Source organism: Sphingomonas arabinosi (assembly GCF_036663715.1).
GTDB lineage: Bacteria > Pseudomonadota > Alphaproteobacteria > Sphingomonadales > Sphingomonadaceae > Sphingomonas.
Window position 1 is genome coordinate 221,648 of sequence record NZ_JAXOJN010000005.1, and the last position, 24,184, is coordinate 245,831.

The 24,184-nt window shown below is 65.7% G+C and carries 25 protein-coding genes; 16 read left to right on the forward strand and 9 right to left on the reverse strand.

Translation table 11 applies throughout. The features are described from left to right. Positions 1–2 precede the first annotated feature (2 nt). Entirely contained in the window at positions 3–1,298 is a 1,296-nt protein-coding gene (locus U1708_RS10965; RefSeq protein ID WP_332745555.1) for a glycoside hydrolase family 130 protein, read from the forward strand. Between the two features lie 87 nt (positions 1,299–1,385). On the opposite strand, the gene U1708_RS10970 is transcribed toward U1708_RS10965, so the two are convergent. Next, entirely contained in the window at positions 1,386–2,000 is a 615-nt protein-coding gene (locus U1708_RS10970; RefSeq protein ID WP_332745557.1) for a cysteine hydrolase family protein, read from the reverse strand. 83 nt (positions 2,001–2,083) lie between these two features. Here U1708_RS10970 and pncB point away from each other — a divergent pair, with 83 nt between their 5' ends. Beyond that, the gene (pncB, locus tag U1708_RS10975; protein ID WP_332745559.1) at positions 2,084–3,388 is read left to right on the forward strand and encodes a nicotinate phosphoribosyltransferase; all 1,305 of its coding nucleotides are present in this window, start codon (positions 2,084–2,086) and stop codon (positions 3,386–3,388) included. Positions 3,389–3,519: 131 nt separating this feature from the next. Here the strand turns inward: pncB and U1708_RS10980 are convergent, their stop codons facing one another. Both U1708_RS10980 and epsC read right to left on the reverse strand, forming a co-directional pair. Next, positions 3,520–3,858, reverse strand: coding sequence for a DUF2794 domain-containing protein (locus U1708_RS10980; protein ID WP_332745561.1), 339 nt, complete (start codon positions 3,856–3,858; stop codon positions 3,520–3,522). Positions 3,859–3,871: 13 nt separating this feature from the next. Then, positions 3,872–4,576 carry a serine O-acetyltransferase EpsC gene (gene epsC, locus U1708_RS10985; RefSeq protein ID WP_332745563.1) on the reverse strand — a complete coding sequence of 235 codons (705 nt, stop codon included), beginning with the start codon at positions 4,574–4,576 and terminating at the stop codon, positions 3,872–3,874. Between the two features lie 172 nt (positions 4,577–4,748). On the opposite strand from epsC, the gene U1708_RS10990 reads away from it, so the two are divergent. From U1708_RS10990 to U1708_RS11005, 4 genes are all read left to right on the forward strand, one after another. Beyond that, positions 4,749–5,516, forward strand: a complete 768-nt coding sequence (locus U1708_RS10990; protein WP_373458474.1) for a sulfite exporter TauE/SafE family protein — start codon at positions 4,749–4,751, stop codon at positions 5,514–5,516. A gap of 116 nt (positions 5,517–5,632) precedes the next feature. Further along, complete coding sequence (locus U1708_RS10995) at positions 5,633–6,535, forward strand: hydrogen peroxide-inducible genes activator (RefSeq protein WP_307086111.1); 903 nt, start codon at positions 5,633–5,635, stop codon at positions 6,533–6,535. A 302-nt stretch (positions 6,536–6,837) separates the two neighbouring features. Next, on the forward strand, positions 6,838–7,470 hold the full coding sequence (locus U1708_RS11000; RefSeq protein WP_332745568.1) for a fasciclin domain-containing protein: 633 nt from the start codon (positions 6,838–6,840) through the stop codon (positions 7,468–7,470). A 134-nt stretch (positions 7,471–7,604) separates the two neighbouring features. Beyond that, complete coding sequence (locus U1708_RS11005) at positions 7,605–8,267, forward strand: fasciclin domain-containing protein (protein WP_332745570.1); 663 nt, start codon at positions 7,605–7,607, stop codon at positions 8,265–8,267. 108 nt (positions 8,268–8,375) lie between these two features. Here the strand turns inward: U1708_RS11005 and U1708_RS11010 are convergent, their stop codons facing one another. Genes U1708_RS11010 through pgsA form a run of 3 tightly spaced genes read right to left on the reverse strand, consistent with a single transcriptional unit; the run spans position 8,376 to position 9,633 of the window. Then, positions 8,376–8,825 carry a molybdenum cofactor biosynthesis protein MoaE gene (locus U1708_RS11010; protein WP_332745572.1) on the reverse strand — a complete coding sequence of 150 codons (450 nt, stop codon included), beginning with the start codon at positions 8,823–8,825 and terminating at the stop codon, positions 8,376–8,378. Next, on the reverse strand, positions 8,822–9,079 hold the full coding sequence (moaD, locus tag U1708_RS11015; protein ID WP_332745574.1) for a molybdopterin converting factor subunit 1: 258 nt from the start codon (positions 9,077–9,079) through the stop codon (positions 8,822–8,824). Before moaD ends, U1708_RS11010 begins: the two co-directional genes overlap by 4 nt. Positions 9,080–9,081: 2 nt before the next feature. Beyond that, positions 9,082–9,633, reverse strand: a complete 552-nt coding sequence (gene pgsA / locus U1708_RS11020) for a CDP-diacylglycerol--glycerol-3-phosphate 3-phosphatidyltransferase (RefSeq protein ID WP_332745576.1) — start codon at positions 9,631–9,633, stop codon at positions 9,082–9,084. 115 nt (positions 9,634–9,748) lie between these two features. Between pgsA and U1708_RS11025 the strand changes: the two genes are divergently transcribed. Then, positions 9,749–11,074 (forward strand): MFS transporter, encoded by a 1,326-nt coding sequence (locus tag U1708_RS11025; RefSeq protein WP_332745578.1) that lies wholly within the window; start codon positions 9,749–9,751, stop codon positions 11,072–11,074. Positions 11,075–11,178: 104 nt separating this feature from the next. On the opposite strand, the gene U1708_RS11030 is transcribed toward U1708_RS11025, so the two are convergent. Beyond that, positions 11,179–11,343: a hypothetical protein gene (locus tag U1708_RS11030; RefSeq protein WP_332745580.1), complete on the reverse strand. Its 165-nt coding sequence runs from the start codon at positions 11,341–11,343 to the stop codon at positions 11,179–11,181. Positions 11,344–11,539: 196 nt separating this feature from the next. Between U1708_RS11030 and U1708_RS11035 the strand changes: the two genes are divergently transcribed. Then, positions 11,540–12,658, forward strand: coding sequence for a DUF47 family protein (locus U1708_RS11035; RefSeq protein WP_332745741.1), 1,119 nt, complete (start codon positions 11,540–11,542; stop codon positions 12,656–12,658). Positions 12,659–12,952: 294 nt separating this feature from the next. Further along, the gene (locus tag U1708_RS11040; RefSeq protein ID WP_187505147.1) at positions 12,953–13,951 is read left to right on the forward strand and encodes an inorganic phosphate transporter; all 999 of its coding nucleotides are present in this window, start codon (positions 12,953–12,955) and stop codon (positions 13,949–13,951) included. A gap of 105 nt (positions 13,952–14,056) precedes the next feature. On the opposite strand, the gene U1708_RS11045 is transcribed toward U1708_RS11040, so the two are convergent. After that, the gene (locus tag U1708_RS11045) at positions 14,057–14,503 is read right to left on the reverse strand and encodes a phasin family protein (RefSeq protein WP_332745585.1); all 447 of its coding nucleotides are present in this window, start codon (positions 14,501–14,503) and stop codon (positions 14,057–14,059) included. A gap of 131 nt (positions 14,504–14,634) precedes the next feature. Between U1708_RS11045 and U1708_RS11050 the strand changes: the two genes are divergently transcribed. The 7 genes from U1708_RS11050 (at position 14,635) to U1708_RS11080 (ending at position 23,740) form a co-directional block, all read left to right on the forward strand. Next, the gene (locus U1708_RS11050) at positions 14,635–15,936 is read left to right on the forward strand and encodes a UDP-glucose dehydrogenase family protein (protein WP_332745587.1); all 1,302 of its coding nucleotides are present in this window, start codon (positions 14,635–14,637) and stop codon (positions 15,934–15,936) included. 64 nt (positions 15,937–16,000) lie between these two features. Next, the gene (locus tag U1708_RS11055) at positions 16,001–16,615 is read left to right on the forward strand and encodes a TetR/AcrR family transcriptional regulator (protein WP_254686778.1); all 615 of its coding nucleotides are present in this window, start codon (positions 16,001–16,003) and stop codon (positions 16,613–16,615) included. A gap of 347 nt (positions 16,616–16,962) precedes the next feature. Beyond that, entirely contained in the window at positions 16,963–17,361 is a 399-nt protein-coding gene (locus tag U1708_RS11060) for a hypothetical protein (RefSeq protein WP_332745592.1), read from the forward strand. Then, the gene (locus tag U1708_RS11065) at positions 17,358–18,635 is read left to right on the forward strand and encodes an efflux RND transporter periplasmic adaptor subunit (RefSeq protein ID WP_443030037.1); all 1,278 of its coding nucleotides are present in this window, start codon (positions 17,358–17,360) and stop codon (positions 18,633–18,635) included. The genes U1708_RS11060 and U1708_RS11065 overlap by 4 nt, the downstream gene beginning before the upstream one ends. Positions 18,636–18,773: 138 nt before the next feature. Further along, positions 18,774–21,950, forward strand: coding sequence for an efflux RND transporter permease subunit (locus U1708_RS11070; RefSeq protein ID WP_332745594.1), 3,177 nt, complete (start codon positions 18,774–18,776; stop codon positions 21,948–21,950). 10 nt (positions 21,951–21,960) lie between these two features. Then, a complete protein-coding gene (locus U1708_RS11075) occupies positions 21,961–23,373 on the forward strand; it encodes an efflux transporter outer membrane subunit (protein WP_332745596.1) in 1,413 nt (470 codons plus the stop codon). A gap of 91 nt (positions 23,374–23,464) precedes the next feature. Next, on the forward strand, positions 23,465–23,740 hold the full coding sequence (locus U1708_RS11080) for a hypothetical protein (RefSeq protein ID WP_332745598.1): 276 nt from the start codon (positions 23,465–23,467) through the stop codon (positions 23,738–23,740). Positions 23,741–23,762: 22 nt separating this feature from the next. Here U1708_RS11080 and U1708_RS11085 read toward each other — a convergent pair whose 3' ends face one another. Beyond that, positions 23,763–24,113 carry a hypothetical protein gene (locus U1708_RS11085; protein ID WP_332745600.1) on the reverse strand — a complete coding sequence of 117 codons (351 nt, stop codon included), beginning with the start codon at positions 24,111–24,113 and terminating at the stop codon, positions 23,763–23,765. Positions 24,114–24,184 lie beyond the last annotated feature (71 nt).

Below are 24,184 nucleotides of genomic sequence, written 5' to 3' on the forward strand. Positions count from 1 at the left end.
TCATGGCCGAAGCCGAACTCGTTGCCTATTCCGATATCCAGTTGCGGCCCGACCCGTCGCGGACTGTCATCCGGCCGTTCAACATCGAATATCCCGGCGCGTTCAGGGTCGATGGCCACCCGCGTGTCGTCCACGTGATCGACCGCGTGCTGTCGCTGTCGTCCCACGAACTCCGCACCGAGCGCCTCCGCGTGATGGAGTCGCTCGACGAACGTCACCGCGACGTCGACGAACTCCTCCTGCACCGGTTCGGAGAGGTCATGGCGGTGCTGAAGGATCCGCGCGACTTCGATATCAATCAGAAACTGTTGATCGGTGCCTATCTCAGCGGCGAATATTCGTTCGAGGCAGCGGCGTTGTTCAACCCGAGCATGGTCCTCGATCCGGACCAGCGCCGCGCTCCGGCCGGCGGCTTGCGCTTTATCCTGTCGCTACGCGGGATTGGCGAAGGCCATGTCTCGTCGATCACGTTCCGCACCGGCACCTGGTCGCCCGATGACGGCTTCACGATCGACCCGGCCAGCCAGACCGCGGTGCCGCCGCGCGTGACGCCGACCGACGAGGGCGCGACCGATGGCGGTCCCACCCGCCTGGAATGCGGAGGCAGTCGCGAGCTGTCGGAAACCGTGATCTTCCCGATCCTGCCGAGCCAGCACCAGGGGATCGAGGACCTTCGCCTCGTGCGTTTCGAGGACGAAGGCGAAGTCCAATATCTCGGCACCTATACCGCGTTCAGCGGGTCGGAAGCGCGTTGCGAACTGCTCCGCGGGCAGGACTTCAAGACGTTCGAGATGCAGCCGATGCGCGGTGCGGTCGCGGCGACCAAGGGCATGGCGCTGTTCCCGCGCAAGATCGACGGGCGCTACGCGATGCTCGGGCGGCAGGACAACGAGAACATCTGGTACCTGACCTCGGACGACCTGCTGACCTGGGACGGCGGCACCAGGATCGTCGAGCCCAAATGGCCGTGGGAATTCATCCAGATGGGCAATTGCGGATCCCCGATCGAGATCGACGAGGGCTGGCTGGTGTTGACCCACGGCGTCGGCAGCGTCCGCAATTACTGCATCGGCGCGTGCCTCCTGGACAAGGCCGACCCGACCAAATTGCTCGCGCGGATGACCGATCCGCTGATCGTGCCGAGCCCGGCCGAACGCGACGGCTATGTGCCCAACGTCGTCTACAGCTGCGGCGGGATCGTCCATGATCGCACGCTGTTGCTGCCGTTCGGGGTGGCAGATAACTTCGCCTCGTTCGCGACGGTCGATGTCGGTCGGTTGCTTGCAGCGATGGCGTGAGGGAAGCCGATCGGCAGTCGGTACCAACATGTTTTCCCGCCAAGGCGGGGACACAAACTGGGCTCCCGCCTTCGCAGCAGAACAATTCTACGCTGGACTTGGCGTACTTGCGCGTTCGACGATCAGCCCGGTTCCGGCGAAATCGTCGGCCGCAACGGCGTCGATCTGGCGCTCGATACCGCGCGTGAGACCCGACGGAACAGTCACCGCGAAGCCCCGTGCCAGCAGCCCGTCGACGGCCCAGCGAACGCAGTAATCCGCGGCGACGCCGATCACCGTGACGTCGGTGACGCCGCTTGCGGCCAGCGTGGAGAAGAAGTCTTCGCGCAGGATCGTCGGCTTGCTCGCGTCGCGCGCATACTCGATCGCGAGACCCGGTTCGGCCCACATATCGAACACCCCCTTCTCGATCCGCCATGCCGGGATCGCAGGGTCGACCAGCGCAACGTCGAGCATGTTGCTCCACCCTCGCGTGCCGCGAACGCAGTGGATCGGGAACATCCGCGCTTCGGGCGACGCGGCGTAGGTTTCGGTGAAATGCGTGTCGAAGGTGAACAGGACGCCGGCGGTTTCGCCCGGTTGCAACGCGGACAGCAAAGCCTGCATCTGCGGTACCAGCACCTCGGCGCCCGCGACGCTCAGCGCGCCCTCGCCCGCCATGAAATCCCACTGCGTATCCACCACGACCACGAACCGCGCCATCGCCCGTCTCCTTTGCCCGCTGCTTGACACAAACGCGTCTTCTCGGACACCCGCAGCCCCACGCAACGCAGGAGTTCATGCGCATGGCCGTGACCGATATCGCCACCCGGACGTACAATCATAATTTCCGGCTCGATCCGATCGTGCGCAGCTTGCTCGATACCGATTTCTACAAGCTGTTGATGTTGCAGATGATCCGGCAGACGTATCCCGACGTCAACGCCACCTTCGCGCTCATCAACCGGACGAAGACGGTGCGGTTGGCGGAAATCGTCGACGAGGACGAACTGCGCGCGCAGCTCGATCACGCACGGACGCTGCGGTTCGCGAAGAAGGAGCTGATCTGGCTGGCGGGCAACAGCTTCTACGGGAAGCAGAAGATGTTCGGGCCCGAGTTCCTCGCCTGGCTCGCGGAGTTTCAATTGCCTGCCTACGACCTGCGCAAGGTCGACGGGCAGTATGAACTGCATTTCGAAGGACCGTGGAGCCACACCACGATGTGGGAGATTCCCGCACTGACGATCATCAACGAACTGAAGTCGCGCGCCGCGCTGCGAGACCGCGGCCGGTTCGCGCTCGACATCGTCTACGCGCGCGCCAAGGCGAAGCTGTGGGAGAAGGTCGAGCGGCTGCGCGAGCTTCCCGACCTCGTCCTGTCGGACTTCGGCACGCGGCGGCGGCACGGGTTCCTGTGGCAGCGCTGGTGCGTCGAGGCGCTGAAGGAAGGGCTTGGCGACCGGTTCATCGGTACGTCGAACGTGCTGCTGGCGATGGACGCCGACCTCGAGGCGATCGGCACCAACGCGCACGAACTGCCGATGGTGACCGCCGCGCTCGCCGACAGCGACACCGAACTGGCCGACGCGCCGTACCGCGTGCTCGAGCATTGGCGGCAACATTACAACGGCAATTTGCTGATCGCCCTCCCCGATGCGTTCGGCACCACCGCGTTCCTGCGCAACGCGCCGCACTGGCTGGCGGAATGGACCGGCTTCCGTCCCGACAGCGCGCCGCCGATCGCGGGTGGCGAGCAGATCATCCGCTGGTGGGAGGAACAGGGCGTCGATCCGAAGACCAAGCTGCTGATCTTTTCCGACGGGATGGACATCGACACGATCGAGCAGACTTATCGCCATTTCCACGGTCGCGTGCGGATGAGCTTCGGCTGGGGGACCAACCTCACAAACGACTTCCGCGGCTGCGATCCCGACGGCGCGGCAGCGCTGGAGCCGATCTCGCTGGTCTGCAAGGTGATCGCCGCGAACGGCCGTCCGGCGGTGAAGCTGTCCGATAATCCCGCCAAGGCGACCGGCGAACCTTCCGAGATCGAACGCTATCTGCGGGTGTTCGGGGAAGCGGATCGGGCGAGCGCACCGGTGCTGGTTTAAACGTCCTTCCCCCCTCCCTGGAAGGGAGGGGTCGGGGGTGGGTCGGCTTCCGTATCAGGCGACTTCGGCGACACAATTGGGCCTACCCACCCCCAGCCCCTCCCTTTCAGGGAGGGGAGCAGGATCACTCGTCAGTCCTCGACCAATTTCATAAGTCGCCGCTCTACCGGAGCCAGTACCGGGCCCAGTTCATGGCCGCGCTTCACCACTGCGCCGCCTTCGCCGATCAGCGCCCACATGCCCTGCTTGTTACGCAGCGACGGCCGTTTCTCGATCCTGAACTCAGGCCGTTCGGCGGCGCGGCGGAAGGCGGCGAAGACCGCGGCGTCCTTGCCGAGATCGATCGCATAGTCGCGCCAGTGTCCCGCCGCGACCATCCGGCCGTAGAGGTCGAGGATCCGGTTCAGTTCGAGGCGTTCGAAGCCGACCTGCGTCGCCTTGGACGGTGTCGGGAAGGGTACGACGCCCATCAATTGTCACCCATCATGCGCGGTCGCGGCGGTCCTCTGGACGCTCGTCCACGCGGCCATCGTCAAGCAGCGCGTCGAGCCGCTTGCGCATCGTCTCGAGTTCGCAGCGCATCAGCTCCATCTTCTGCGTCGCAGGATCGAACGCCTCGCTGCACGGCGTACCATAGGGTACGAAGCGCGGCAGTTCGGGTGCGTTGCCGCCCTCTATCGTGGTCGCGCGAGCCGGAATGCCGACAACCGTCGTTCCCGCCGGCACGTCACGCGTGACGACCGCGTTGGCACCAACGCGCGAGCGCTTGCCGAGCGTGATGGGCCCGAGCACCTGCGCACCCGAGCCGATGATGGCGCCGTCGGAGATGGTCGGGTGGCGCTTGCCCTGCACGCCGTTATCGGGGCTGGTGCCGCCCAAGGTGACGCACTGGTAGATCGTGACGTCGTCGCCGATCTGCGCGGTCTCGCCGATCACGACGAAGCCGTGATCGATGAAAAAATTGCGACCGATCGTCGCGCCGGGATGAATGTCGATCGCGGTCGTGAAGCGCGACCAGTGGTTGACGCAGCGTGCGAGGAAATAGAGTCTCGCCTTGTACAGTCGATGCGCGATGCGGTGGTATCCGAGTGCCCAGACGCCAGGATACAGCATGATTTCGGCGCGCGAATGCGGGGCGGGGTCGCGGGCGCGGATCGAATCCAGATAGGCCAGTAATCCGCTCGACATCCGCAGTCCCCTTAGCGATTTCCGTATCTAGGGTCTCGAACCGCCGATTTCCAGAACCGCACGCACGAGGGGATCGGAGGGTGCTTCCCATCGTTGGGATCGGGGTAAAGCCTATCTTTGTTGTGGGATAAGCCGGCGCGTTGCAGTTTGGGCCGATATTGAGGGGATGCCGATGTTCGACCTGACGACCTTGAGCTTCGAGACGCTGCTGCCGTTCATCCTCGTGGGGTTCGCCGCGCAGGTCGTCGATGGCGCGCTGGGGATGGCGTTCGGCGTAATCTCGAACACGCTGTTGCTGTGGGTCGGCGTGCCCCCGGCTGCTGCCTCTGCGGGGGTGCATACCGTCGAGACGTTCACGACCGCGGTGTCGGGGATCAGCCATGTCCTGCACAAGAACGTCAACTGGACGCTGTTCCTGCGGCTGATGATCCCGGGCGTGATCGGCGGCGTGCTGGGTGCGTACGTGCTGTCGAACATCGACGCGAGCACGGCCAAACCGTTCATCCTCGCCTATTTGACGTCGATCGGCGTGTATCTACTCTACCGCGGGCTTCGCTATCCGCCCAAGCAGAAGGAGCCGAAGATCGTCGAGCCGCTCGGGCTTGTCGGCGGGTTCCTGGATGCGGCGGGTGGTGGCGGCTGGGGGCCGGTGGTGACGTCGAACCTGCTGGTGCAGGGTGCGGCACCGCGGACCACGATCGGCACGGTCAATACCGCCGAGTTCTTCCTGACCGCGACGATATCGGCGACGTTCATCACACAGCTCGGCTGGGCGGCGTTTACGCAGGCTACGGTAGGGCTGCTGATCGGTGGAGTGCTGGCGGCGCCGTTCGGCGCGATCCTGGCGAAGCGCGTGCCGGCGAAAACGCTGATGGTGCTGGTCGGCGTAATCCTGACGATCACCAGCCTGTTCGGTCTCTACCGCGCGATCTGGCACTAAGGATCTGGCCATGAACCGCCGAACATTGGCGCGGGCGTTGTGCGCTGCGGCATGCCAGGGCTGGTGTTATCGACTCCGCACTCTATCTAGTGTCGGATGATCGATAGAGGCGATTAATGGCAGCCACCTACCTACCCACGTTGAAACAGTTGCAGTATCTGGTTGCGCTGAAGGAACACGGACATTTCGGTCGTGCGGCGGAGGCGTGCTATGTCACGCAGTCGACCTTGTCCGCGGGCTTGCGCGAACTGGAAACGCTGATCGGCGTGGTGCTGGTCGAGCGCACCCGGCGAGTAGTGCGGTTCACGCCGCTGGGCGACGGGATCGCCGACAAGGCGCGGCGCGTGCTGCGCGAGGCGGAGGAACTGGGCGACATGGCGCGGGCCGCTGGCCAGCCGCTGTCGGGCGACATGCGGATGAGCGTGATCCCGACGATCGCGCCGTTCATGCTGCCGAGGATCCTGCCGCGGTTGCGTAAGGATTATCCGGACTTGAAACTGTTCCTGCGCGAGGAACCGAGCGGTCCGGCGTGCGAGGGTCTGCACAACGGTCGGACCGACTGCGTTCTGCTCGCCCTCCCCTATGCCTGCGGTGAGGTCACGTCCGAGACGCTGTTCGAGGATCGGCTGTTCGTTGCGTATCCCTCCGGCGAGGTGCCGTCGGCCCGTCCTGCGATCCCGGCGTCGGCGATCGACGAGACGCGGTTGTTGCTGCTCGAGGACGGACATTGCCTGAAGGATCACGCGCTGGGCGCCTGCAACCGGCCGGAGTTGCGCGCGGAGGCGACGATGCTGGGTACGTCGCTGCATACGATCGTGCAGATGGTCGACAATGGGCTCGGCATCACGATGCTGCCCGAAATGGCGATCAAGGCGGGGATCCTGGACAACACCAATATCACCGCGCGACCGCTCGATGAAAAGAACGCGGTGCGGCGGATCGCGCTGGTGTGGCGCCGTGCGAGCCCGAGGGAGAAGGATTTCCGGCTGATGGCGAAGGCACTGGCGGACGTGCAGTAAGCGGGGTTCTTCGACGCCATGCCGCGCCTTCTCGCTTTCTGTGTCTTCTGCGCCCCTCCCTGAAAGGGAGGGGTTGGGGGTGGGTCGGCTTCCATAGGTCTAGACGGTCGCGACACGAGCAGGCCTACCCACCCCCCGCCCCTCCCTTTCAGGGATGGGAGCCTGTTTCGCTTTAGGCCCGACCTGTTTGGCTTTGAACGTCAAAGCGTGTTGCGTCATCACCTCGGCCCGAGATTGGCACGGGTGCGCAACCAACTCGGGCCTCGATCGTATGTTTCGCAGTTCCCGCTGGAGATCGAACGATGTCGAAGCCCCTTCCACTGCTGCTGATGACCAGCGCGCTGGCGCTCGCCGCGTGCAGCGGCAAATCGAAGGACGACGTGGCAAGTGCCTCGACCACGCCCCCGGATTCTGCGCTGGCGGTGCCGAACGGTCCGCCTGCGGTCGCCAACCCCACCGTCGGCGGCGTGCCGATGATGGCGACCCGCACGATCGTCGACAACGCATCCGCCGCGCCGAACCTGTCGACGCTGGTAGCTGCGGTGAATGCCGCGGGGCTGGCCCCCACCCTATCGGGTCCCGGCCCATTCACGGTGTTTGCACCCACTAACGATGCCTTCGGGCGGCTCGCGCCGGGTATGGTCGACACGTTGCTCAAGCCCGAGAACAAGGCCTCGCTGACGAAGGTACTGACATATCACGTCGTGCCCGGCACCATCACAGCCGAGGATCTGCGCCAGCGCATCGCGGCCGGCGGCGGTACCGCGACGTTGACCACCGTCGAGGGCGACCCGATCACTGCGACGCTCGTGGGCGCCGTGATCGCGCTGACCGACGTCAACGGCAACAAGAGTTACGTCGAGACCGCGGATGTTCGTCAGTCGAACGGCGTCGTGCATGTCGTCAACGGCGTGATCGTCCCCAAACTGAGCTGATCGACGTATGGAAAGGCTCGGTTCATCGTGCCTATGCTACGGCCTATCAGCGAAATCGTTGAGATCGGCCGAAATCTACCCAAGTTCCATCGTTCGAGTTTCATTCGTCCCTTTCACAATCTCTGGAGTTGCAGATGACTGTTAAGACAAACCTTATGATTGCCGCAGCATCGAGCCTGCTTCTCGCGACCGGTGCCACGGCTCAGACCGCCGCGCCTACCGCACCGCCGACGGCTGTTCCCGCTGCGCCGCAGACGACGGCCCCGACCACCGCGACCGCGCCTGGCGTAGCGACTGCCCCGCAGGCGGCCGGTGCACCGGCTGCATCGACGGCCGCCGCGACGACGACGATCGCGGCCGCGCTGCCGACCTTGCAGAACCGTGCGACGCTCGCGAAGCTGGTGACCGCGGCCAAGTTGCAGACGACGCTCGCAGGGCCGGGGCCGTACACGCTGTTCGCGCCCAGCGACGAGGCGTTCACGCGACTTCCGGCTGGCGCACTCGACACGCTGCAGAAGCCTGAGTCGGCGCCGACGCTGGCGAAGATCATCAAGTATCACGTCGTGGCGGGCGCACTGACCGCGGATCAGCTTAAGGCGCAGATCACTGCTGGCGGAGGCAAGGCAACGCTGACCACGCTCGCAGGGCAGCCGCTCATCGCGTCGCTCGGCCCGAACGGGAACATCGAGCTGACCGATACGGCGGGCATCAAGGCCTATGTCGATACGGCGGACATCAAGGAGACGAACGGTGTCGTTCATCTCACCAACGGCATGAGCGTTCCGAAGCTCGACTAAAGGATTACGGGCCGCGGTTCCTTCGGGAAGCGCGGCCCGCATGTTGTTTCCCCGCGAAGGCGGGGATCCAGTCTGGGCTCCCGCGTTCGCGGGAGAACAAGTATTGGTTCAGCCCCTCGACGTATCCCACCGAGCAGCAGCGGCGTGATCGCCATCGCGCGCTTCAACCCAGCTAGCTTCGACACCGCGCGTTTCGCGCTTCCAGAATGGCGCATCCGTTTTCAACCGGTCGATCAAATACGCGCAGGCCTCCAGCGCCGCGCCACGGTGTGCCGCGGTCGCCGCGACGAACACGATCCGCTCGCTAGGATACATCGGCCCGACCCGATGCACGATGATCGCGGCGCTCAAAGACCATCGTTCGACCGCACCCTCCGCAACCTTGAGCAACGCAGCCTCGGTAGCGCCGGGATAATGTTCGAGTTCGAGCGTGCCCACCCCGTCGTCCGCGCGAACCAGCCCCGTGAAGGTCGCAACCGCACCCGCTCCTGCCGCCTCCGCGCGGGTCATTTCGGCACCGATATCGATCGGCGACTGCTGGACGGAGATATGGATCATCCGCCGGTCACCGGGGGGAAGATCGCAATCTCGCGCGCCGTCCCGATCGGCGTATCGAGCGGGACGAAATCCTGATCGACCGCCGCGCGCAACCGCGAGCGGTTCTCGAATGCTTCCGCATGCGGCGGACTCGTTTCGGCCAGCCAGTCGACCAAATCCGCCACCGTCACGACGCTAGCGGGAGGCTCGACCGATTCCTCGCCCGTGCCGATTCTCTCCCGCACCCAGGCGAAATACACCATCCGTATCGTCATCTTCAGTCCATGTGCTTCAGGCCGACGCGGAGGTAATCCCATCCGGTCAGCAAGGTCAGGACGGCGGCACCCCACAAGGCGACGATGCCGACGGTATGAACCCAGACCATGTCGGGCACCGCGCCGCCGAGGATGATCCCGCCGAGCGACACGAGTTGCAGCGTCGTCTTCCACTTCGCCAGCTGCGACACGGGCACGGAGACCTGCACCTGCGCCAGGAACTCGCGCAGCCCCGACACCGCGATCTCGCGCAGCAGGATCACCAACGCGGCGATGACGTGGACACCGGGAATATCGCGCGTGCCGACCAGGATCAGGATCACCGCGGCGACCATGATCTTGTCCGCGATCGGATCGAGGAAGATGCCCAGCCGCGACACCGCGCCGCTCGACCGCGCGAGATAGCCGTCGAAGTAATCGGTGATGCCCATCAGGCAATACAGCACGAAGGCGATGCCATAGCCTGCCTCCCAGTCGGGCCACCACAGGAACCAGACCAGCAGGGGCACCGCGACGATCCGCGACAATGTCAGGAGGTTAGGCAAGCTCAGCACCCACCACCTCTATACCGGTCGGTCGCGGGGCGAAACCGGTTTAAACGTTGGCGTCGGCAGGGTGCTGGGCTAAGGGTTTGCCATATCTTCGCAACGATCAGGGCTATTTCCCGTCATGCTCAATGCCCTTGGGTTGCTGAAGCAACGTCGCTTCCTACCCCTGTTCACGACGCAATTTCTCGGTGCGTTCAACGATAACCTGTTCAAGACCTCGATGGTCCTGTTCGCCACCTATGCCGTCTTCAACGATCCGAAGATGGAGGCGAACTTCAACGCGTTGGCGACGGGACTCGGCATCCTTCCGTTCTTCCTGCTGTCCGCGCTCGCGGGGCAATTGGCGGACAGCCACGACAAGGCGCGGATCATCCGGATCGTGAAGACGGTCGAGATCGGCATCATGCTGCTCGGCGCGACCGGGCTTATGGTGGCGCGCGCCGGGCATCCGTCGCTGGGGATCGGGCTGATGCTCGGCGCTGTGCTGTGTCTCGGCGTGCATTCGACGTTCTTCGGACCGATAAAGTACGCGATCCTGCCGCAGCATCTGAAACCATGCGACGTGCTCGGCGGCACCGGGCTGGTCGAGGCGGGGACGTATCTCGCGATCCTGCTCGGCACGGTGACAGCGGGCTGGATCCCGATCGAGGGTGCCGCCGCCAGCGTGCTGATCGTCGCTGTGATCGGCTGGTTCTCCGGCCGTCAGGTGCCCCCCGCACCACGCGAGGGGCCCCCGCTGAAGCTCGACTACAACCCGTTCACCGCGTCGTGGCGATTGATCAGCGCGACGCTGCACATCCCGCGCCTGTTCCTGGCGATCGTCGCGATCAGCTTCTTCTGGACGATCGGCGCGGTGCTGATCATCGTCTTCCCGCCACTGGTGAAGAACGTGCTGACCGCCGACGAACGCGTGGCCAGCTTCGTGATCGCGGTGTTCTCGGTCGGCGTGGCGATCGGATCGGTGGTCATCAACACGATGCTGAAGGGCCGGATTTCCGCGAAATTCTCGCCGGCTTCGGTGGTCGCGATGGGCGGGTTCGTCGTGCTGTTCTCGTTCCTCGCGCGCAACTGGACCGCCGCACCGGCGGGACATTATTATGACTGGGCGGGGTTCATTCGTCAGCCGGGTGCGATCCCCGTACTGGGGACGTTGCTGGCGATCGCAATCACCGGCGGGATGTTCGTGGTGCCGCTCTATGCGTTCCTGACGACGACCGTCGAGAAGGACCAGACCGCGCGCACCGTGGCGGCGAACAACGTCGTCAATTCGGGTGCGATGACGATCGGCTCGATCCTCGTCATCGGCATTACCGCAATGGGGGTATCGCCGGAGGACATGCTGTTCCTCGTGGCGGCGATGTGCCTCGTCTCGGCGTGGCTGGCCCAGAAGCTGCACCGGGCTTGCGACGACGATGTCGGCGGCTGCGTGCCAACGCTGAGGGGGTAGCCTCGCACCTAAACCCGTTCGCCCCGAGCGAAGTCGAAGGGTGAGTAGCAAAAGCAGGTGCTTCGACTGCGCTCAGCACGAACGGAAAAAAGGGGCCGCAGGCCTCAGAAAATGAAGCTGTAGAAGCAGGTGAAGAACGCGGCGAAGCTGAGGAGAAACAGCTTGATGTCGTGATCGTCGTCCACGGCCCGAGCGGTCACTGGCGGCGGCAAGGACCGGCGCAGCGGATGGCGAGCGGCTTCGTTGGTGAGCACTAGGCGTCTGGTCATGGTGCAAACGTTAACGCCGCGTTTACCTATTCGACCAGAACCAAAAGTCGCTGAGCAGGCGACGTCCGGCAATGGGACACAAATAGGCTACCTGTAACGGTTCGCCGAGCCTCCGCCGAACCACTGTCCTTGCGCAGGAACCGCGTATAAGCTGCGGTCATCGCCCGCGATTCTGCGGTGCCAGAGGACCCTGACAATCCAGCAGATCGGCGCGCTTCCCTATGTGATCGACGAATCCGGCCATGCGAAAGTGATGCTGATCACCTCGCGCGATACCGGGCGCTGGGTGATCCCCAAGGGCAATCCGATCGTCGGGCTCGCCAGCCACGAGGCCGCTGCTCAGGAGGCGTATGAGGAGGCCGGCATCCGCGGCATTCCCTGCCCTTCGCCGGTCGGGCAGTTCGCCTATCGCAAGCGCCGCCGCACCGGCCGGTACCGCGACATGATCGTGACGGTGTTTCCGCTCGCGTTCGTTGAGCAGTTGGACGACTGGCCCGAGCGGCATCAGCGCGACACACGCTGGTTTACGCTTGATCGCGCCGCAGACGCTGTCAATGAGCCCGGCCTGAAGGCGCTGATCGCTGCTTTCCGCGAGCCGCCGATCCCGGCGTCGTTCGCGCAACGTATCTTACCCGTCGTACGCACGAGTGCGAAAAGGAGAATTCCGATGCTGGGCTGGTTCCAGTCGCTGATGCCGAAGCAGGGACGGTTCTTCGAACTGTTCGACGCGCATGCCGCGACCCTGGTCGCCGGCGCCGATGCGCTCGCACGGCTGCTCCACGGCGAAGGCTCGATCGAAGGTCAGATCGCCGAGATCGTCAAGCGCGAGCACGAGGCCGACGATATCACGCGCGAGGTCCTCCAGGACGTCCGCCGCGTGTTCGTGACGCCGTTCGACCGCAGCGCGATCACCGACCTGATCGGCGTGATGGACGATGCGATCGACCAGATGAACGGCACCGCCAACGCGATCGCGCTGTACGAGGTGACCGAGTTCTCGGCCGAGATGCGCGACATGGCCGGCATCATCGTGGAGGCTGCACGGATCACCGCGGAGGCGATTCCGCTGCTCCGTTCGCTCGGTACCAATTCGGGCCGGCTGCACGACCTGACCGCGCGCCTGATCCAGATCGAGGGGCATGCCGACGACATCCACGACACCGGCCTTCGCGCGTTGTTCCAGGCGTCGAAGATCAGCGCGGACCCGATGACCTTCATCATCAACCGTGAAATCTACAGCAGCCTCGAGAAGATCGTCGACCGCTTCGAGGATGTGGCGAACGAGATCCAGGGGCTGGTCATCGACCATGCTTGATGTCTCGCTTGAGTCCGCGACCTCCGACGGCGCTCCCCCCCGGCGAAGGCCGGGGCCCAATTGGGGGACGGAAATAACCGAGCGCCGCGCGCCGTTACTGCGACCTCTCCACTTGGGCCCCGGCCTTCGCCTGGGTGGTGCCTATGGGCGGGCGACCGCACTTGCTCCCCTCCCTGGAAGGGAGGGGTTGGGGGTGGGTCGGCCCCAGATAGAGCGCGACACCCGCCCCAAACCAACCCAACCCCTGCCCCTCCCTTCCAGGGAGGGGAGCCCGACAGCCTCCGGAGCGGCGGCATGATCCTTTCCCTACCGCTCCTCATCGGCCTAATCGGCATAGCGTTGCTGTTCGACTTCCTGAACGGCCTCCACGACGCGGCAAACTCGATCGCCACCGTCGTCTCCACGCGCGTCCTGAAGCCCCAATACGCCGTGCTCTGGGCCGCGTTCTTCAACTTCATCGCGTTTGCGGTGTTCGGGCTCCACGTCGCGCAGACCGTTGGCACCGGGATCGTCCAGGCGAACGTCATCGACGCACAGGTGATCTTCGCCGCGCTGATGGGTGCGATCGCGTGGAACGTCATCACCTGGGTGCTCGGCATCCCGTCGAGCAGCAGCCATGCGCTGATCGGCGGGCTACTTGGCGCGGGCATAGCCAAGATCGGCTTCGGCGCGATCGTCTGGAGCGGCGTGATCAAGACCGTCGTCGCGATCTTCGCCTCGCCCGCGATCGGCCTGATGCTCGCGCTGGTACTGGTCCTCGCGGTCGCCTGGACCAGCTTAAAGCTGACCCCGCTCGGCGTCGACAAGCGCTTCCGCAAACTCCAGCTGATCTCCGCCGCGCTCTACTCGCTCGGACACGGCGGCAACGACGCGCAGAAGACGATGGGGATCATCGCCGTTCTGCTTTATTCGCAAGGCCTGCTCGGCGGCGAATTCCATGTTCCGCTCTGGGTCGTGCTGTCCTGTCAGGCGGCAATGGCGCTCGGCACGTTGTCGGGCGGCTGGCGGATCGTCCACACGATGGGCTCGAAGATCACGCGCCTCACCCCGGCACAAGGCTTCTGCGCGGAGACCGGCGGCGCGATCACGCTGTTCGCCGCCACCTTCTGGGGCATACCGGTGTCGTCGACGCATACCATCACCGGCTCGATCGTCGGCGTCGGCGCCGCGCGGCGCCTGTCCGCGGTCCGCTGGAACGTCGCCAGCAACATCGTCGTCGCCTGGACGCTTACCCTGCCCGCAGCGGGACTGATCGGTGCAGGCACGTATCTGCTCGTCGGACTGTTCGTCTAACCCACGAAACCCTCAAGGCTGCCCGCCGCCGTCTCCGTCATATCGACGGAGCGGCGGCGTTCTTGCTCGTCCGTACGCCGCTCCACCCCGGTTGCAACGTCCCGCTTACTTCGGGCCTTCGCCGCGCAACGGCGCGACCGCATCCTTGCCGAACTTCATGATCATCTCGCCGATCTCGCGCGCCTGGCTCATGCTGCGCTGGCTTTGCTCGCGCAGGTAATCGCCCTGGATCTTCATCACCTGCGTGAGGTCCTTCGCGCTGGCCGCCTCGCGCATCGCCGCGAACGCCTCGCGCGCATTCTCTTCGGCCTGGTCGATCATCGCCTTGCCGATCGTCGCGCCGCCCTCGGCGATCTTGCCACCGGACTCCTTCATCGCCTCGCCCGCGCGCCGCGCCGGATCGACGACCTTCTCGGAGAACGCATCGCGCGCCTTCTCTGCATTCTCGCGCATCGTGTCCGCGGCGCCCTTGGCCGCGTCTGCCGCGCGGTCGGTTGCCGCCTTGCTCGCATTCGCGCCGTCATCGACCGCCTGTTTGAAGTCGTCCGCCATCGTCTCGCTCCTGTGTTGCGTTGCCCTTTGGTCGAAGTTTCAACCGGTATGCTCCGCTTTGGTTGCGCCCGCCAGCTTGCACCCAGCCGCTTTAGTCTCGATAGGTCGCGCGGGTTTTACGGGGAACGTCCATGCGCATCACGATGATCGGTTCTGGCTATGTCGGCCTGGTATCCGGCGCCTGTTTCTCGGATTTCGGGCACGACGTGATCTGCGTCGACAAGGACCAGTCGAAGATCGACGCGCTGCATGCCGGCCGCATGCCGATCTTCGAGCCCGGTCTCGATCAGCTCGTCGCGTCCAACGTCGCCGCAGGCCGGCTGACCTTCACCACCGATCTCGCCAGCGCAGTCGCCGGCGCCGATGCGATCTTCATCGCGGTCGGTACGCCGTCGAGGCGCGGCGACGGCCATGCCGATCTCAGCTATGTGTTTGCCGCAACCGAGGAAATCGCCGCCGCCGTCACTGGCCCGACCGTCGTCGTGACCAAGTCGACCGTCCCCGTCGGCACCGGCGACCGCGTCGAGGCGATCCTCCGAGAGAAGCGCCCGGACGTCGACGTCGCGGTCGTCTCCAACCCCGAATTCCTGCGCGAAGGCGCCGCGATCGGCGACTTCAAGCGCCCCGACCGGATCGTCATCGGCACCGAGGACGACCGCGCCAAGCAGGTGATGCGCGACGTCTATCGTCCGCTTTACCTCAACGAATCGCCGATCCTGTTCGTAAGCCGCCGCACGTCGGAGCTGATCAAATACGCGGCGAACGCGTTCCTCGCGACCAAGATCACCTTCATCAACGAGATCGCCGACCTGTGCGAAGCGGTCGGCGCCGACGTGCAGGACGTGTCGCGCGGGATCGGGCTCGACAACCGGATCGGCAAGAAATTCCTCCATGCCGGGCCCGGTTACGGCGGCTCGTGCTTCCCCAAGGACACGCTCGCCCTGCTGAAGACCGCCGAGGATTACCAGACGCCGGTCCACATCGTCGAAGCCGTCGTGAAGGTGAACGACAGCCGCAAGCGCGCGATGGGGCGCAAAGTCCTGCACGCGCTCGGCGACAACCCACGCGGCAAGACGGTCGCGATGCTCGGCCTGACGTTCAAGCCTAACACCGACGACATGCGCGACGCCCCCAGCCTCGCGATCGCGACCGCGCTCGCCGACGCAGGCGTGACGGTCCGCACGCACGATCCCGAAGGCATGGCACCGGCCAAGGCGATGATGCCCGACCTCGTCTATTGCACCGACGCCTACGACGCCGCAGAGGGCGCCGACGCGGTCGTGATCGTGACCGAATGGGATGCGTACCGCGCGCTCGACCTCGCGCGATTGAAGCGCGTGATGGCCGGGCCGGTGATGGTCGACCTGCGCAACGTCTACCAGCGCACCGACGTCGAACAGGCCGGGTTCGCCTATACGGCGGTCGGTCGGTGAGTGTGCCGAGCAACATATTCCAGTCACTGGACCTTTTGCGCATTCTCACTATATACCGAACGGTATGAATAGGCTTTGCACGCTCACCGCCCCCAAGGGCCGCCCCCGCGAGTTCGATCTCGACGAAGCGCTCGCGGGTGCGTTGCGCGTGTTCTGGCGCAACGGCTACGAAGGCGCGTCGATGGCCGAACTGACCGCGGAGATGGGGATCACCAAGCCCAGCCTGTACGCGGCGTTCGGTAACAAGGAGGCGCTGTTCCACAAGGCGCTCGACCTCTACGAGCGCGAAAAGCTGGCCTACATGACCTCCGCACTCGATGCACCGACCGCGCGCGCCGTAGCGGAAAGGCTGCTGCGCGGGGCTCTCCAGATGCAGATGAGCACCTGCGATCCCAAGGGATGCCTCAGCGTCATCAGCAGCGTCGCGTGCAGCGCCGAAGCCGAGCCCATCAAGGCCGAGGTCGCCAAGCGCCGCGCGTCGTCCGAAGCCGCGTTGATGAAGCGCTTCGACGAGGCCAAGGCCGCGGGCGAGTTCCCCGATGGTCTCGAGTCGCACGCACTGATGCGGTATCTGTTCGCCATCATGCAGGGCCTGTCGATCCAGGCCGGCTCGGGCGCGACCTGCACCGAGCTCAATCAGCTCGTCGAGACCAGCCTGTCGGTATGGCCGACCAAGTAAATCCCTTGGCACTGCCAACATAAAAGTCACGCTTCGTTACGGTCGCGATAAAAAATACCGGCCGGTACAAAAGTCTGTTGACTAGATGAACCCCAGGTTTATATACCGACTGGTATCGAAGCTTCCTCCTACTTCGGAGGGGGCAACCGGGGACACAAACCCATGACCACGGTTCAAACCTAACACCGGATGGCTTCGGCCTACCGGACTCTCGAAAATTCAAGCGGGCAAGCGCGGCACGAGGATGTGCCGGCAACGACCGCGCACGCCTTGCGACCAGCTGACGTCGGTGGACCGTCCACCGACGAAGGCCAGCGCTTGCCCAATAATCAAAGGGGGACAATCCCATGGCTTATCTCGACCTCGACAACATGTTCGCTTCGCCCGTTACCAGCCGCACCCAATCGGTAACGGCTGCTGCCCCGGCCGGCTTTTCCGCGCTCGAATGGAGCGTCATCGCTCTTGCCAAGCGTGACACGTTGCGCAGCCTGTCCGGCCCCAGCCGCATGTCGCGGGCGATGGGCAGCCTGTTCGGGCTCAGCACCGCATCGCGGCTCGCCGACCCCCGGCTCGAAGCGTTGCGGCGGATGGCGGTGTACGCCTGGCGCCGCGGCTTCGCGTTGCCGATGGCCGAGATCCAGAACTTCCTCGCCGCCGGCTTTGCCGAGGCTCAGATCGAAACGCTCGTCGAGAGCGTGACCGGCATGCGCGTCGGCGCCCAGCAGAAGCGGAGCATTGCAGCGTGAACCAACTTACCACGATCACGGCCGCGAACGACGCCGACCTCGCGTCGTCGCCGCCCACGGACCGTCATCGACGGCCGGCATGGCAGCGCGGCGCGATGGTGCTCGTGCCGATCGCGCTGCTTGGTGCGGTAGGCGTGAAGATGTTCGATCATCCCGACGCGGCGATGGCGGCGCCACCGCCCGCCTCGGTCACGGTCGCGTCGCCGCTGGTGCGGCAGGTCAGCGAGTGGGACGATTATGTCGGCCGCTTCGCACCGAGCCGTACGGTAGAGATCCGTCCGCGCGTTGCCGGCGAAGTCACGGGCATCCACTTCCGCGACGGCGAGATCGTCAGCAAGGGCCAGTTGCTCTTCACGATCGATTCCAGGCCGTTCGCCGCTGCGCTTGCCGAAGCGCATGCCAACGTCGCGAGCGCGAGGAGCGCCTTGTCGCTCGCCCGTACGGATCTTGGCCGTGCGCAACGGCTGGTCGCCGATGAAGCGGTCTCGGCAGGCGAAGTCGATGCCCTTCGCGGCCGCCTGGAGGCTGCGCAAGCATCACTCGCCGCGGCACAGGCCCGCGAACGCGCCCGTGCGCTCGATGTCGGTTTCACCCAGGTTCGCGCACCGATCGGCGGTCGCATCTCCGATCGCCGCGTCGATGCGGGCAACCAGGTCGCGGGCGGCGAAGGCACCGGCGGCACCGTGCTGACGACGATCAACGCGCTCGATCCGATCTACTTCACATTCGACGGGTCGGAGGCGCTCTACCTCAAGACGCAGCGCGCCCGGCAGCCGGGTGCGGCCCCTGCGGCGGTCGAGATCCAGTTGCAGGACGAGACCGAGCATCGCTGGAAGGGCAAGCTCGACTTCACCGACAACGGGCTCGACCAGCGTTCGGGCACGATCCGCGGCCGCGCGGTGCTCGCCAACCCGGGGTATTTCCTGACGCCGGGCATGTTCGGCAACATGCGCCTCGCGAGTGCGGGGACGCGGCAGGCTCTGCTGGTGCCCGACGATGCGGTGCAGACCGATCAGGCGCGGAAGGTCCTGCTGACCATCGATGCGAAGAACGTCGTGAGCCAGAAGCCGGTCGAGCTTGGGCCGGTAGTCGATGGCCTGCGGATCGTGCGCTCGGGGATCGGACCGAACGACCGGGTCATCATCCAGGGCACGCAGATGGCGATGCCAGGTGCGACGGTCGCGCCGAAGGCCGGCCGGATCTTGGTTGCCTCGGGTGCGACAGCGCCGGCGTCCGTCCAGCCCATCTCGGGTGAAGCCACCCTCGCGCAATAGGCGTCCACCCCGGCGAAGGCCGGGGCCCAAATGGGATAGCGTTTCGACTTCATCACTGCGGTTCGCCCAATTGGGCCCCGGCCTCCGCCGGGGTGGTGTTGGTGCGCGTCCGTCGCTCTTCTTTCGAGGACACAAACCATGCGCTTCTCGCGCTTCTTCATCACCCGGCCGATCTTCGCGGGCGTGATCGCGGTGATCATCACGATCGTCGGCGCGATCGCCTATATGACGCTGCCGGTGTCGCAATATCCCGACATCGTCCCCCCCACCGTCACCGTCAGCGCGACCTATCCCGGCGCCTCCGCCGAGACGGTCGCAGAGACAGTCGCCGCGCCGATCGAGCAGGAGATCAACGGCGTCGACAACATGCTGTACCAGTCGTCGCAATCGACCGGCGACGGCAAGGTCACGATCACCGTCACCTTCAAGATCGGCACCGACCTCGACGCAGCCCAGGTGCTCGTCCAGAACCGCGTCGCGGTTGCCGTCCCGCGCCTTCCCGAGGATGTCCAGCGTCTCGGCGTGGTGACGCGGAAGACGTCGCCCGACTTCCTGATGGTGGTGAACCTCGTCTCGCCCGACAACTCGCTCGATCGCGGCTACATCTCCAACTACGCGCTGACTCAGGTCCGCGATCGCCTCAGCCGCATCGACGGCGTCGGCGACGTGCAGCTGTTCGGTGCGCGCGATTATTCGATGCGCGTCTGGATCGACCCCGGTCGCGCCGCCGCGCTCGACCTCACCGCCGGCGAGATCGTCGCCGCCCTGCGCGCGCAGAACGTCCAGGTCGCTGCCGGCACGCTCGGCCAGCCGCCCTACGGCAAGGGCAACAGCGCGTTCCAGCTCAACGTCGAGACGCAGGGCCGCCTGACCGATCCCAAGCAGTTCGCCGACGTCGTCATCCGCACCGACGCGCAAGGCCGCCAGGTCCGCGTCTCGGACGTCGCTCGCGTCGAGCTCGGCGCGCAGGATTACGGCGCCAACACATATCTCAGCGGCAAGCCCACGGTCATCGCCGCGGTCTTCCAGCGTCCCGGCTCCAACGCGCTCGGCGCGGCACAGGCCGTCACCGCCGAGATGGAGTCAATGTCGAAGCGCTTCCCCAAGGGCCTCGAATACAAGGTCATCTACAACCCGACCGAGTTCATCGCGCAGTCGATCGACGCGGTGAAGCACACCCTGTTCGAGGCGATGATCCTCGTGGTGCTCGTCATTCTCGTCTTCCTGCAGAAATGGCGCGCGGCGATCATCCCGATCGTGGCGATCCCGGTCTCGCTGATCGGCACCTTCGCGGTGCTGGCGGCAGCGGGCTATTCGCTCAACAACCTCTCGCTGTTCGGCCTCGTCCTCGCGATCGGCATCGTCGTCGATGACGCGATCGTCGTGGTCGAGAATGTCGAGCGCAACCTCGAACACGGGCTCTCCCCATTGGAGGCGGCGCGCACGTCGATGGACGAAGTGTCGGGTGCGCTGGTCGCGATCGTGCTCGTGCTCTGCGCGGTGTTCATCCCGACCGTGTTCCTCACCGGTCTGTCCGGCGCGTTCTACCGCCAGTTCGCGGTGACGATCTCGACCGCGACGATCATCTCGCTCCTCATTTCGCTGACGCTGTCGCCGGCGCTCGCCGCGATGCTGCTCAAGCCGACCGCGCCTGCGGACTCCGGCAACCGCGTGACCCGCACGCTGCGACGCGCCGGCGATGCCTTCAACCGCGGGTTCGAGCGGATGAGCGACAGCTATGCCCGCCTCACCGCGCGCCTGGTCACCGCGCCGCGCCGGATGATGGTCGCCTATGCCGCACTGATCGCGGTCACGGTCGGCGTGTTCATGGTCACCCCGTCGGGCTTCGTCCCCGCGCAGGATCAGGGCTATTTCCTGACCGTCATCCAGCTTCCGCCCGGCTCGTCGGTCGAGCGCACCGATGCCGTCATGCAGAAGGTCGCGAAACGCATCCTGCCGCTCGCCGGCGTCAAGGGCGCGGTCATGCTGGCCGGTTTCGATGGCCCGTCGCAGACGCTCGCCCCCAACTCGGCCGCCGCCTACATCCCGCTGAAGAGCTTCGAGGAACGCAAGAAGCTCGGCGTCACGCTCGCGAGCATCATGGCGGAATCGCAGAAGGCGACCGGCGACATCACCGAAGCGCGCCTGCTGATCGTCCCGCCGCCCCTGATCCAGGGCATCGGCTCGGCCGGCGGCTATCGCCTGATGGTGCAGGACCAGGGCGGCCACGGTTACGCCGACCTCGGCAAGACGAGCTACGCGCTGATCGGCCAGGCGAACCAGACCAAGGGTCTCGCCCAGGTCTACACGTTCTTCGACACCGCCACGCCGCGCATCTTCGCCGATGTCGACCGCGCCAAGGCCAACCTCCTCGGCGTCCCCCCAGAGCGCGTTTTCGAGGCGTTGCAGGTCTATCTCGGCTCGGCGTTCGTCAACGACTTCAACCTGCTGGGGCGCACGTTCCGCGTCACAGCCCAGGCCGACGCGCCGTTCCGCAACACCACCGCGGACATCGCCAACCTCAAGACGCGCTCCGACTCGGGCCAGATGGTCCCGGTCGGCTCGGTCTCGACGTTCAAGGACAAGACCGGCCCGTACCGCGTCGTCCGCTACAACCTCTTCCCCGCGGTCGAGGTCGATGGCGACACCGCCAAGGGCTATTCGTCCGGCCAGTCGCTGGTCGCGATGGAGAAGCTCGCCGATGCGTCGCTCCCGGCAGGCTACGCGCATGAATGGACCGGCATCGCCTACCAGCAGAAAGCAGCCGGCAGCACCGCCGCGCTCGTCTTCGGCATGGCGGTGGTGTTCGTCTTCCTCGTGCTCGCCGCGCAATATGAGAGCCTGACGTTGCCGCTCGCGATCATCCTGATCGTGCCGATGTGCCTTTTGGCCGCGATGACCGGCGTGAACCTGCGGGGCATGGACAACAACGTCCTCACGCAGATCGGCCTGGTCGTGCTGATTGCCTTGGCCGCGAAGAACGCGATCCTCGTGGTCGAGTTCGCCAAGCAGGCCGAGGAACAGGACGGCCTCACCCCGGTCGAGGCCGCGGTGCGCGCCGCGAAGGACCGGTTGCGGCCGATCCTGATGACGAGCTTCGCGTTCATTCTCGGCGCAGTGCCGCTGGTGATCGCGACCGGTGCCGGTGCGGAACTCCGCCAGGCGCTCGGCACCGCGGTGTTCTTCGGGATGATCGGCGTGACCGGGTTCGGACTGCTTTTCACCCCCACCTTCTATGTCGTCGCACGGGCGCTGGCGCTGCGGTTCGAACGCCGCCGGCCTGCCCCCGCCGCGACCCTTCAGCCAGCCGAATAGGACCAGCATCATGAAGTCCGCCCTCCTCGCGAGCCTCTCGGCGCTGACGCTCGCCGCGTGCGCCGCCGGCCCCGACTATGTCGCGCCGATCACCCCACCCAAGGCAGCGGCAGCGTTCGTCACCGCCAACGCAGCCACCGTCACGACAGCGCCGGATAACGACTGGTGGCGGATGTATCGCGACCCGGTCCTCGACGGCCTCGTCGTGGACGCACTCGCGGCAAACACTGATCTCCGCGTCGCTGTCGCCCGTCTCGACAGCGCCCGCGCCTCGCTGCGCGGCGCCAAGACCGACCGCGAACCGCAGGTGAACGCCGGCGCGAGCGGCAATTACTCCCGCACGTCGCAACTCCAGAACCTCCCCGGTTTCGACCGCCAGCGCGCCACCTATGACGTCGGCCTCGACGTCAGCTACGAGGTCGATCTCGCCGGCCGAGTCCGCCGCAACGTCGAAGCCGCCCGCGGTGACGTCGGTGCGGCACAGGCCGATGCGGACGCCGTCCGCGTCTCGATCGTCGCCGCCACCACGCGCGCCTATGTCGACGCGGCCTCGTCCGCCGAACGCCTCGCAGTCGCCAGGCGGATCGTCGACCTGCTCGACAAGTCGAACACGCTGACCGGCAAGCGCGTCGACGCCGGTCGTGCCGCCCGCCTCGATCAGGTCCGGATCGCGGCCCTGCGTGATCAGCGCGCCGCCAACATCCCGCAGATCGAAGCCGAGCGCCAAACGGCACTGTTCCGCTTGGCCACGCTCACCGGCCGCACCCCGCAGGACCTGCCCGCCACGGCCGGCGCTCGCACTACGACGCCGCGCCTCGACCAACCGATCCCGATCGGTGACGGCGCCACGCTGCTCGCCCGCCGCCCCGACGTTCACGCCGCCGAACGCCGGCTGGCCGCGGCGACCGCCCGGATCGGCGTCCAGACCTCGCAGCTGTACCCGCAGATCTCGCTCGGCGGTTCGATCGGCTCGACCGCGCTCAGCGTCGGTGACATCTTCACCGGCGGCCCGATCCGCTGGCTGCTCGGCCCCCTCCTAAACTGGTCGCTCAACCAGTCCGCCGCCCGCGCGCGCATCGCCGGCGCCGAGGCGGACACCCGCGGTGCACTCGCCAATTTCGACGGCAGCGTCCTCACCGCGCTCGAAGAAACCGAAACCGCGCTGTCCAACTACGCCCGCGAACTCGATCGCCGCACGCAGTTGCAGTCCGCGCACGACAACGCCGCCACCGCCGCCCGCATCACCCGCGCCCGCCAACGCGAAGGCCAGATCGACTTCCTCGACGTCCTCGACGCCGAACGGACGCTGGCGGACACCGACACCGACCTCGCCGCCGCCGACGCGCGCATCGCGGGTGCGCAAGTCGACCTGTTCCGTGCGCTTGGCGGTGGCTGGCAGGCGCCAAGTCGCCCTGCCGCATGAGGTAGCTACGTCCAGACCCGATGCGTTAACTAACTTGATACTGTATGAAGCGATTAAAGCAGATCAAGTCTGACGACGAACGGACCGCGATATGACCGACGACAGCGAGCAGACGGATACGAACGCCGCAGCGTGGCGTGATCGGGCCACGTATCACGAGGATCGGGCTGCGCAGGAACGGGTACTTGCCGTTTCAGCGCGCTCGGACGCGGCCTATATCGCGCATCGGGTATTGGGCGAACGCCATCTTCAACTCGCGGCGACGGCCGGACTGGTCGCGGGAATGCCGGATGCCGAACCATCGCAAAGCTCGTCGCTCGAACAGGCCGGCGAACTGATCCGCAAGAGTTACGGCGACATCGAATAGTGGCCCATCCGACCGGGGAATGTCAGGCGATGTCGGCCTTGCCGAGATTGATCTCGTCGTAGAGCGCGAGCAACGCGGTCACTTCCTCGACCACGGTCTCCTGCTCGGCACGCCAGCGCGCGGTGGCATCGTGCGACGGCACGCCGTCCTGACCATCATGCAGGGTAAACCCTTGATCGATCAGCCAGATCGCGTCGCTCGCCCGCGACCGTTGCCGTCGCAGGTGATAGACCCATTGCTCGATGATCCCCGAAGGTACCAGTCTATCCAGATCGCCCATGACGCCGCGGTACGGCAACGCCGACGCCAATACCAGCCTCTGGAAACTTTGCCGAAACACCGGCACGTCGGGGCGGATATCGACGCCAACCATATCGTGAAATCCAGCGGCGCTATCGTCGGCGCAGCATTGTAGTGAAGGGTTTCCGCCTCCTTCCGTGATCG

Bases quoted from the DNA above. Each gene is read 5' to 3' on its own strand.
- U1708_RS10990 (WP_373458474.1), top strand. From the start codon at position 4,749: ATGTTCGACCTGACGACCTTGAGCTTCGAGACGCTGCTGCCGTTCATC.
- U1708_RS11000 (WP_332745568.1), top strand. From the start codon at position 6,838: ATGTCGAAGCCCCTTCCACTGCTGCTGATGACCAGCGCGCTGGCGCTC.
- U1708_RS11075 (WP_332745596.1), top strand. From the start codon at position 21,961: ATGAAGTCCGCCCTCCTCGCGAGCCTCTCGGCGCTGACGCTCGCCGCG.
- U1708_RS11005 (WP_332745570.1), top strand. From the start codon at position 7,605: ATGACTGTTAAGACAAACCTTATGATTGCCGCAGCATCGAGCCTGCTT.
- U1708_RS10995 (WP_307086111.1), top strand. From the start codon at position 5,633: ATGGCAGCCACCTACCTACCCACGTTGAAACAGTTGCAGTATCTGGTT.
- U1708_RS11060 (WP_332745592.1), top strand. From the start codon at position 16,963: ATGGCTTATCTCGACCTCGACAACATGTTCGCTTCGCCCGTTACCAGC.
- U1708_RS11030 (WP_332745580.1), bottom strand. From the start codon at position 11,343: ATGACCAGACGCCTAGTGCTCACCAACGAAGCCGCTCGCCATCCGCTG.
- U1708_RS11025 (WP_332745578.1), top strand. From the start codon at position 9,749: ATGCTCAATGCCCTTGGGTTGCTGAAGCAACGTCGCTTCCTACCCCTG.
- U1708_RS10970 (WP_332745557.1), bottom strand. From the start codon at position 2,000: ATGGCGCGGTTCGTGGTCGTGGTGGATACGCAGTGGGATTTCATGGCG.
- moaD (WP_332745574.1), bottom strand. From the start codon at position 9,079: ATGACGATACGGATGGTGTATTTCGCCTGGGTGCGGGAGAGAATCGGC.
- pncB (WP_332745559.1), top strand. From the start codon at position 2,084: ATGGCCGTGACCGATATCGCCACCCGGACGTACAATCATAATTTCCGG.
- epsC (WP_332745563.1), bottom strand. From the start codon at position 4,576: ATGTCGAGCGGATTACTGGCCTATCTGGATTCGATCCGCGCCCGCGAC.
- U1708_RS10980 (WP_332745561.1), bottom strand. From the start codon at position 3,858: ATGGGCGTCGTACCCTTCCCGACACCGTCCAAGGCGACGCAGGTCGGC.
- U1708_RS11070 (WP_332745594.1), top strand. From the start codon at position 18,774: ATGCGCTTCTCGCGCTTCTTCATCACCCGGCCGATCTTCGCGGGCGTG.
- U1708_RS11010 (WP_332745572.1), bottom strand. From the start codon at position 8,825: ATGATCCATATCTCCGTCCAGCAGTCGCCGATCGATATCGGTGCCGAA.
- U1708_RS11050 (WP_332745587.1), top strand. From the start codon at position 14,635: ATGCGCATCACGATGATCGGTTCTGGCTATGTCGGCCTGGTATCCGGC.
- U1708_RS11040 (WP_187505147.1), top strand. From the start codon at position 12,953: ATGATCCTTTCCCTACCGCTCCTCATCGGCCTAATCGGCATAGCGTTG.
- U1708_RS11045 (WP_332745585.1), bottom strand. From the start codon at position 14,503: ATGGCGGACGACTTCAAACAGGCGGTCGATGACGGCGCGAATGCGAGC.
- U1708_RS11055 (WP_254686778.1), top strand. From the start codon at position 16,001: ATGAATAGGCTTTGCACGCTCACCGCCCCCAAGGGCCGCCCCCGCGAG.
- U1708_RS11080 (WP_332745598.1), top strand. From the start codon at position 23,465: ATGACCGACGACAGCGAGCAGACGGATACGAACGCCGCAGCGTGGCGT.
- U1708_RS10965 (WP_332745555.1), top strand. From the start codon at position 3: ATGGCCGAAGCCGAACTCGTTGCCTATTCCGATATCCAGTTGCGGCCC.
- U1708_RS11085 (WP_332745600.1), bottom strand. From the start codon at position 24,113: ATGGTTGGCGTCGATATCCGCCCCGACGTGCCGGTGTTTCGGCAAAGT.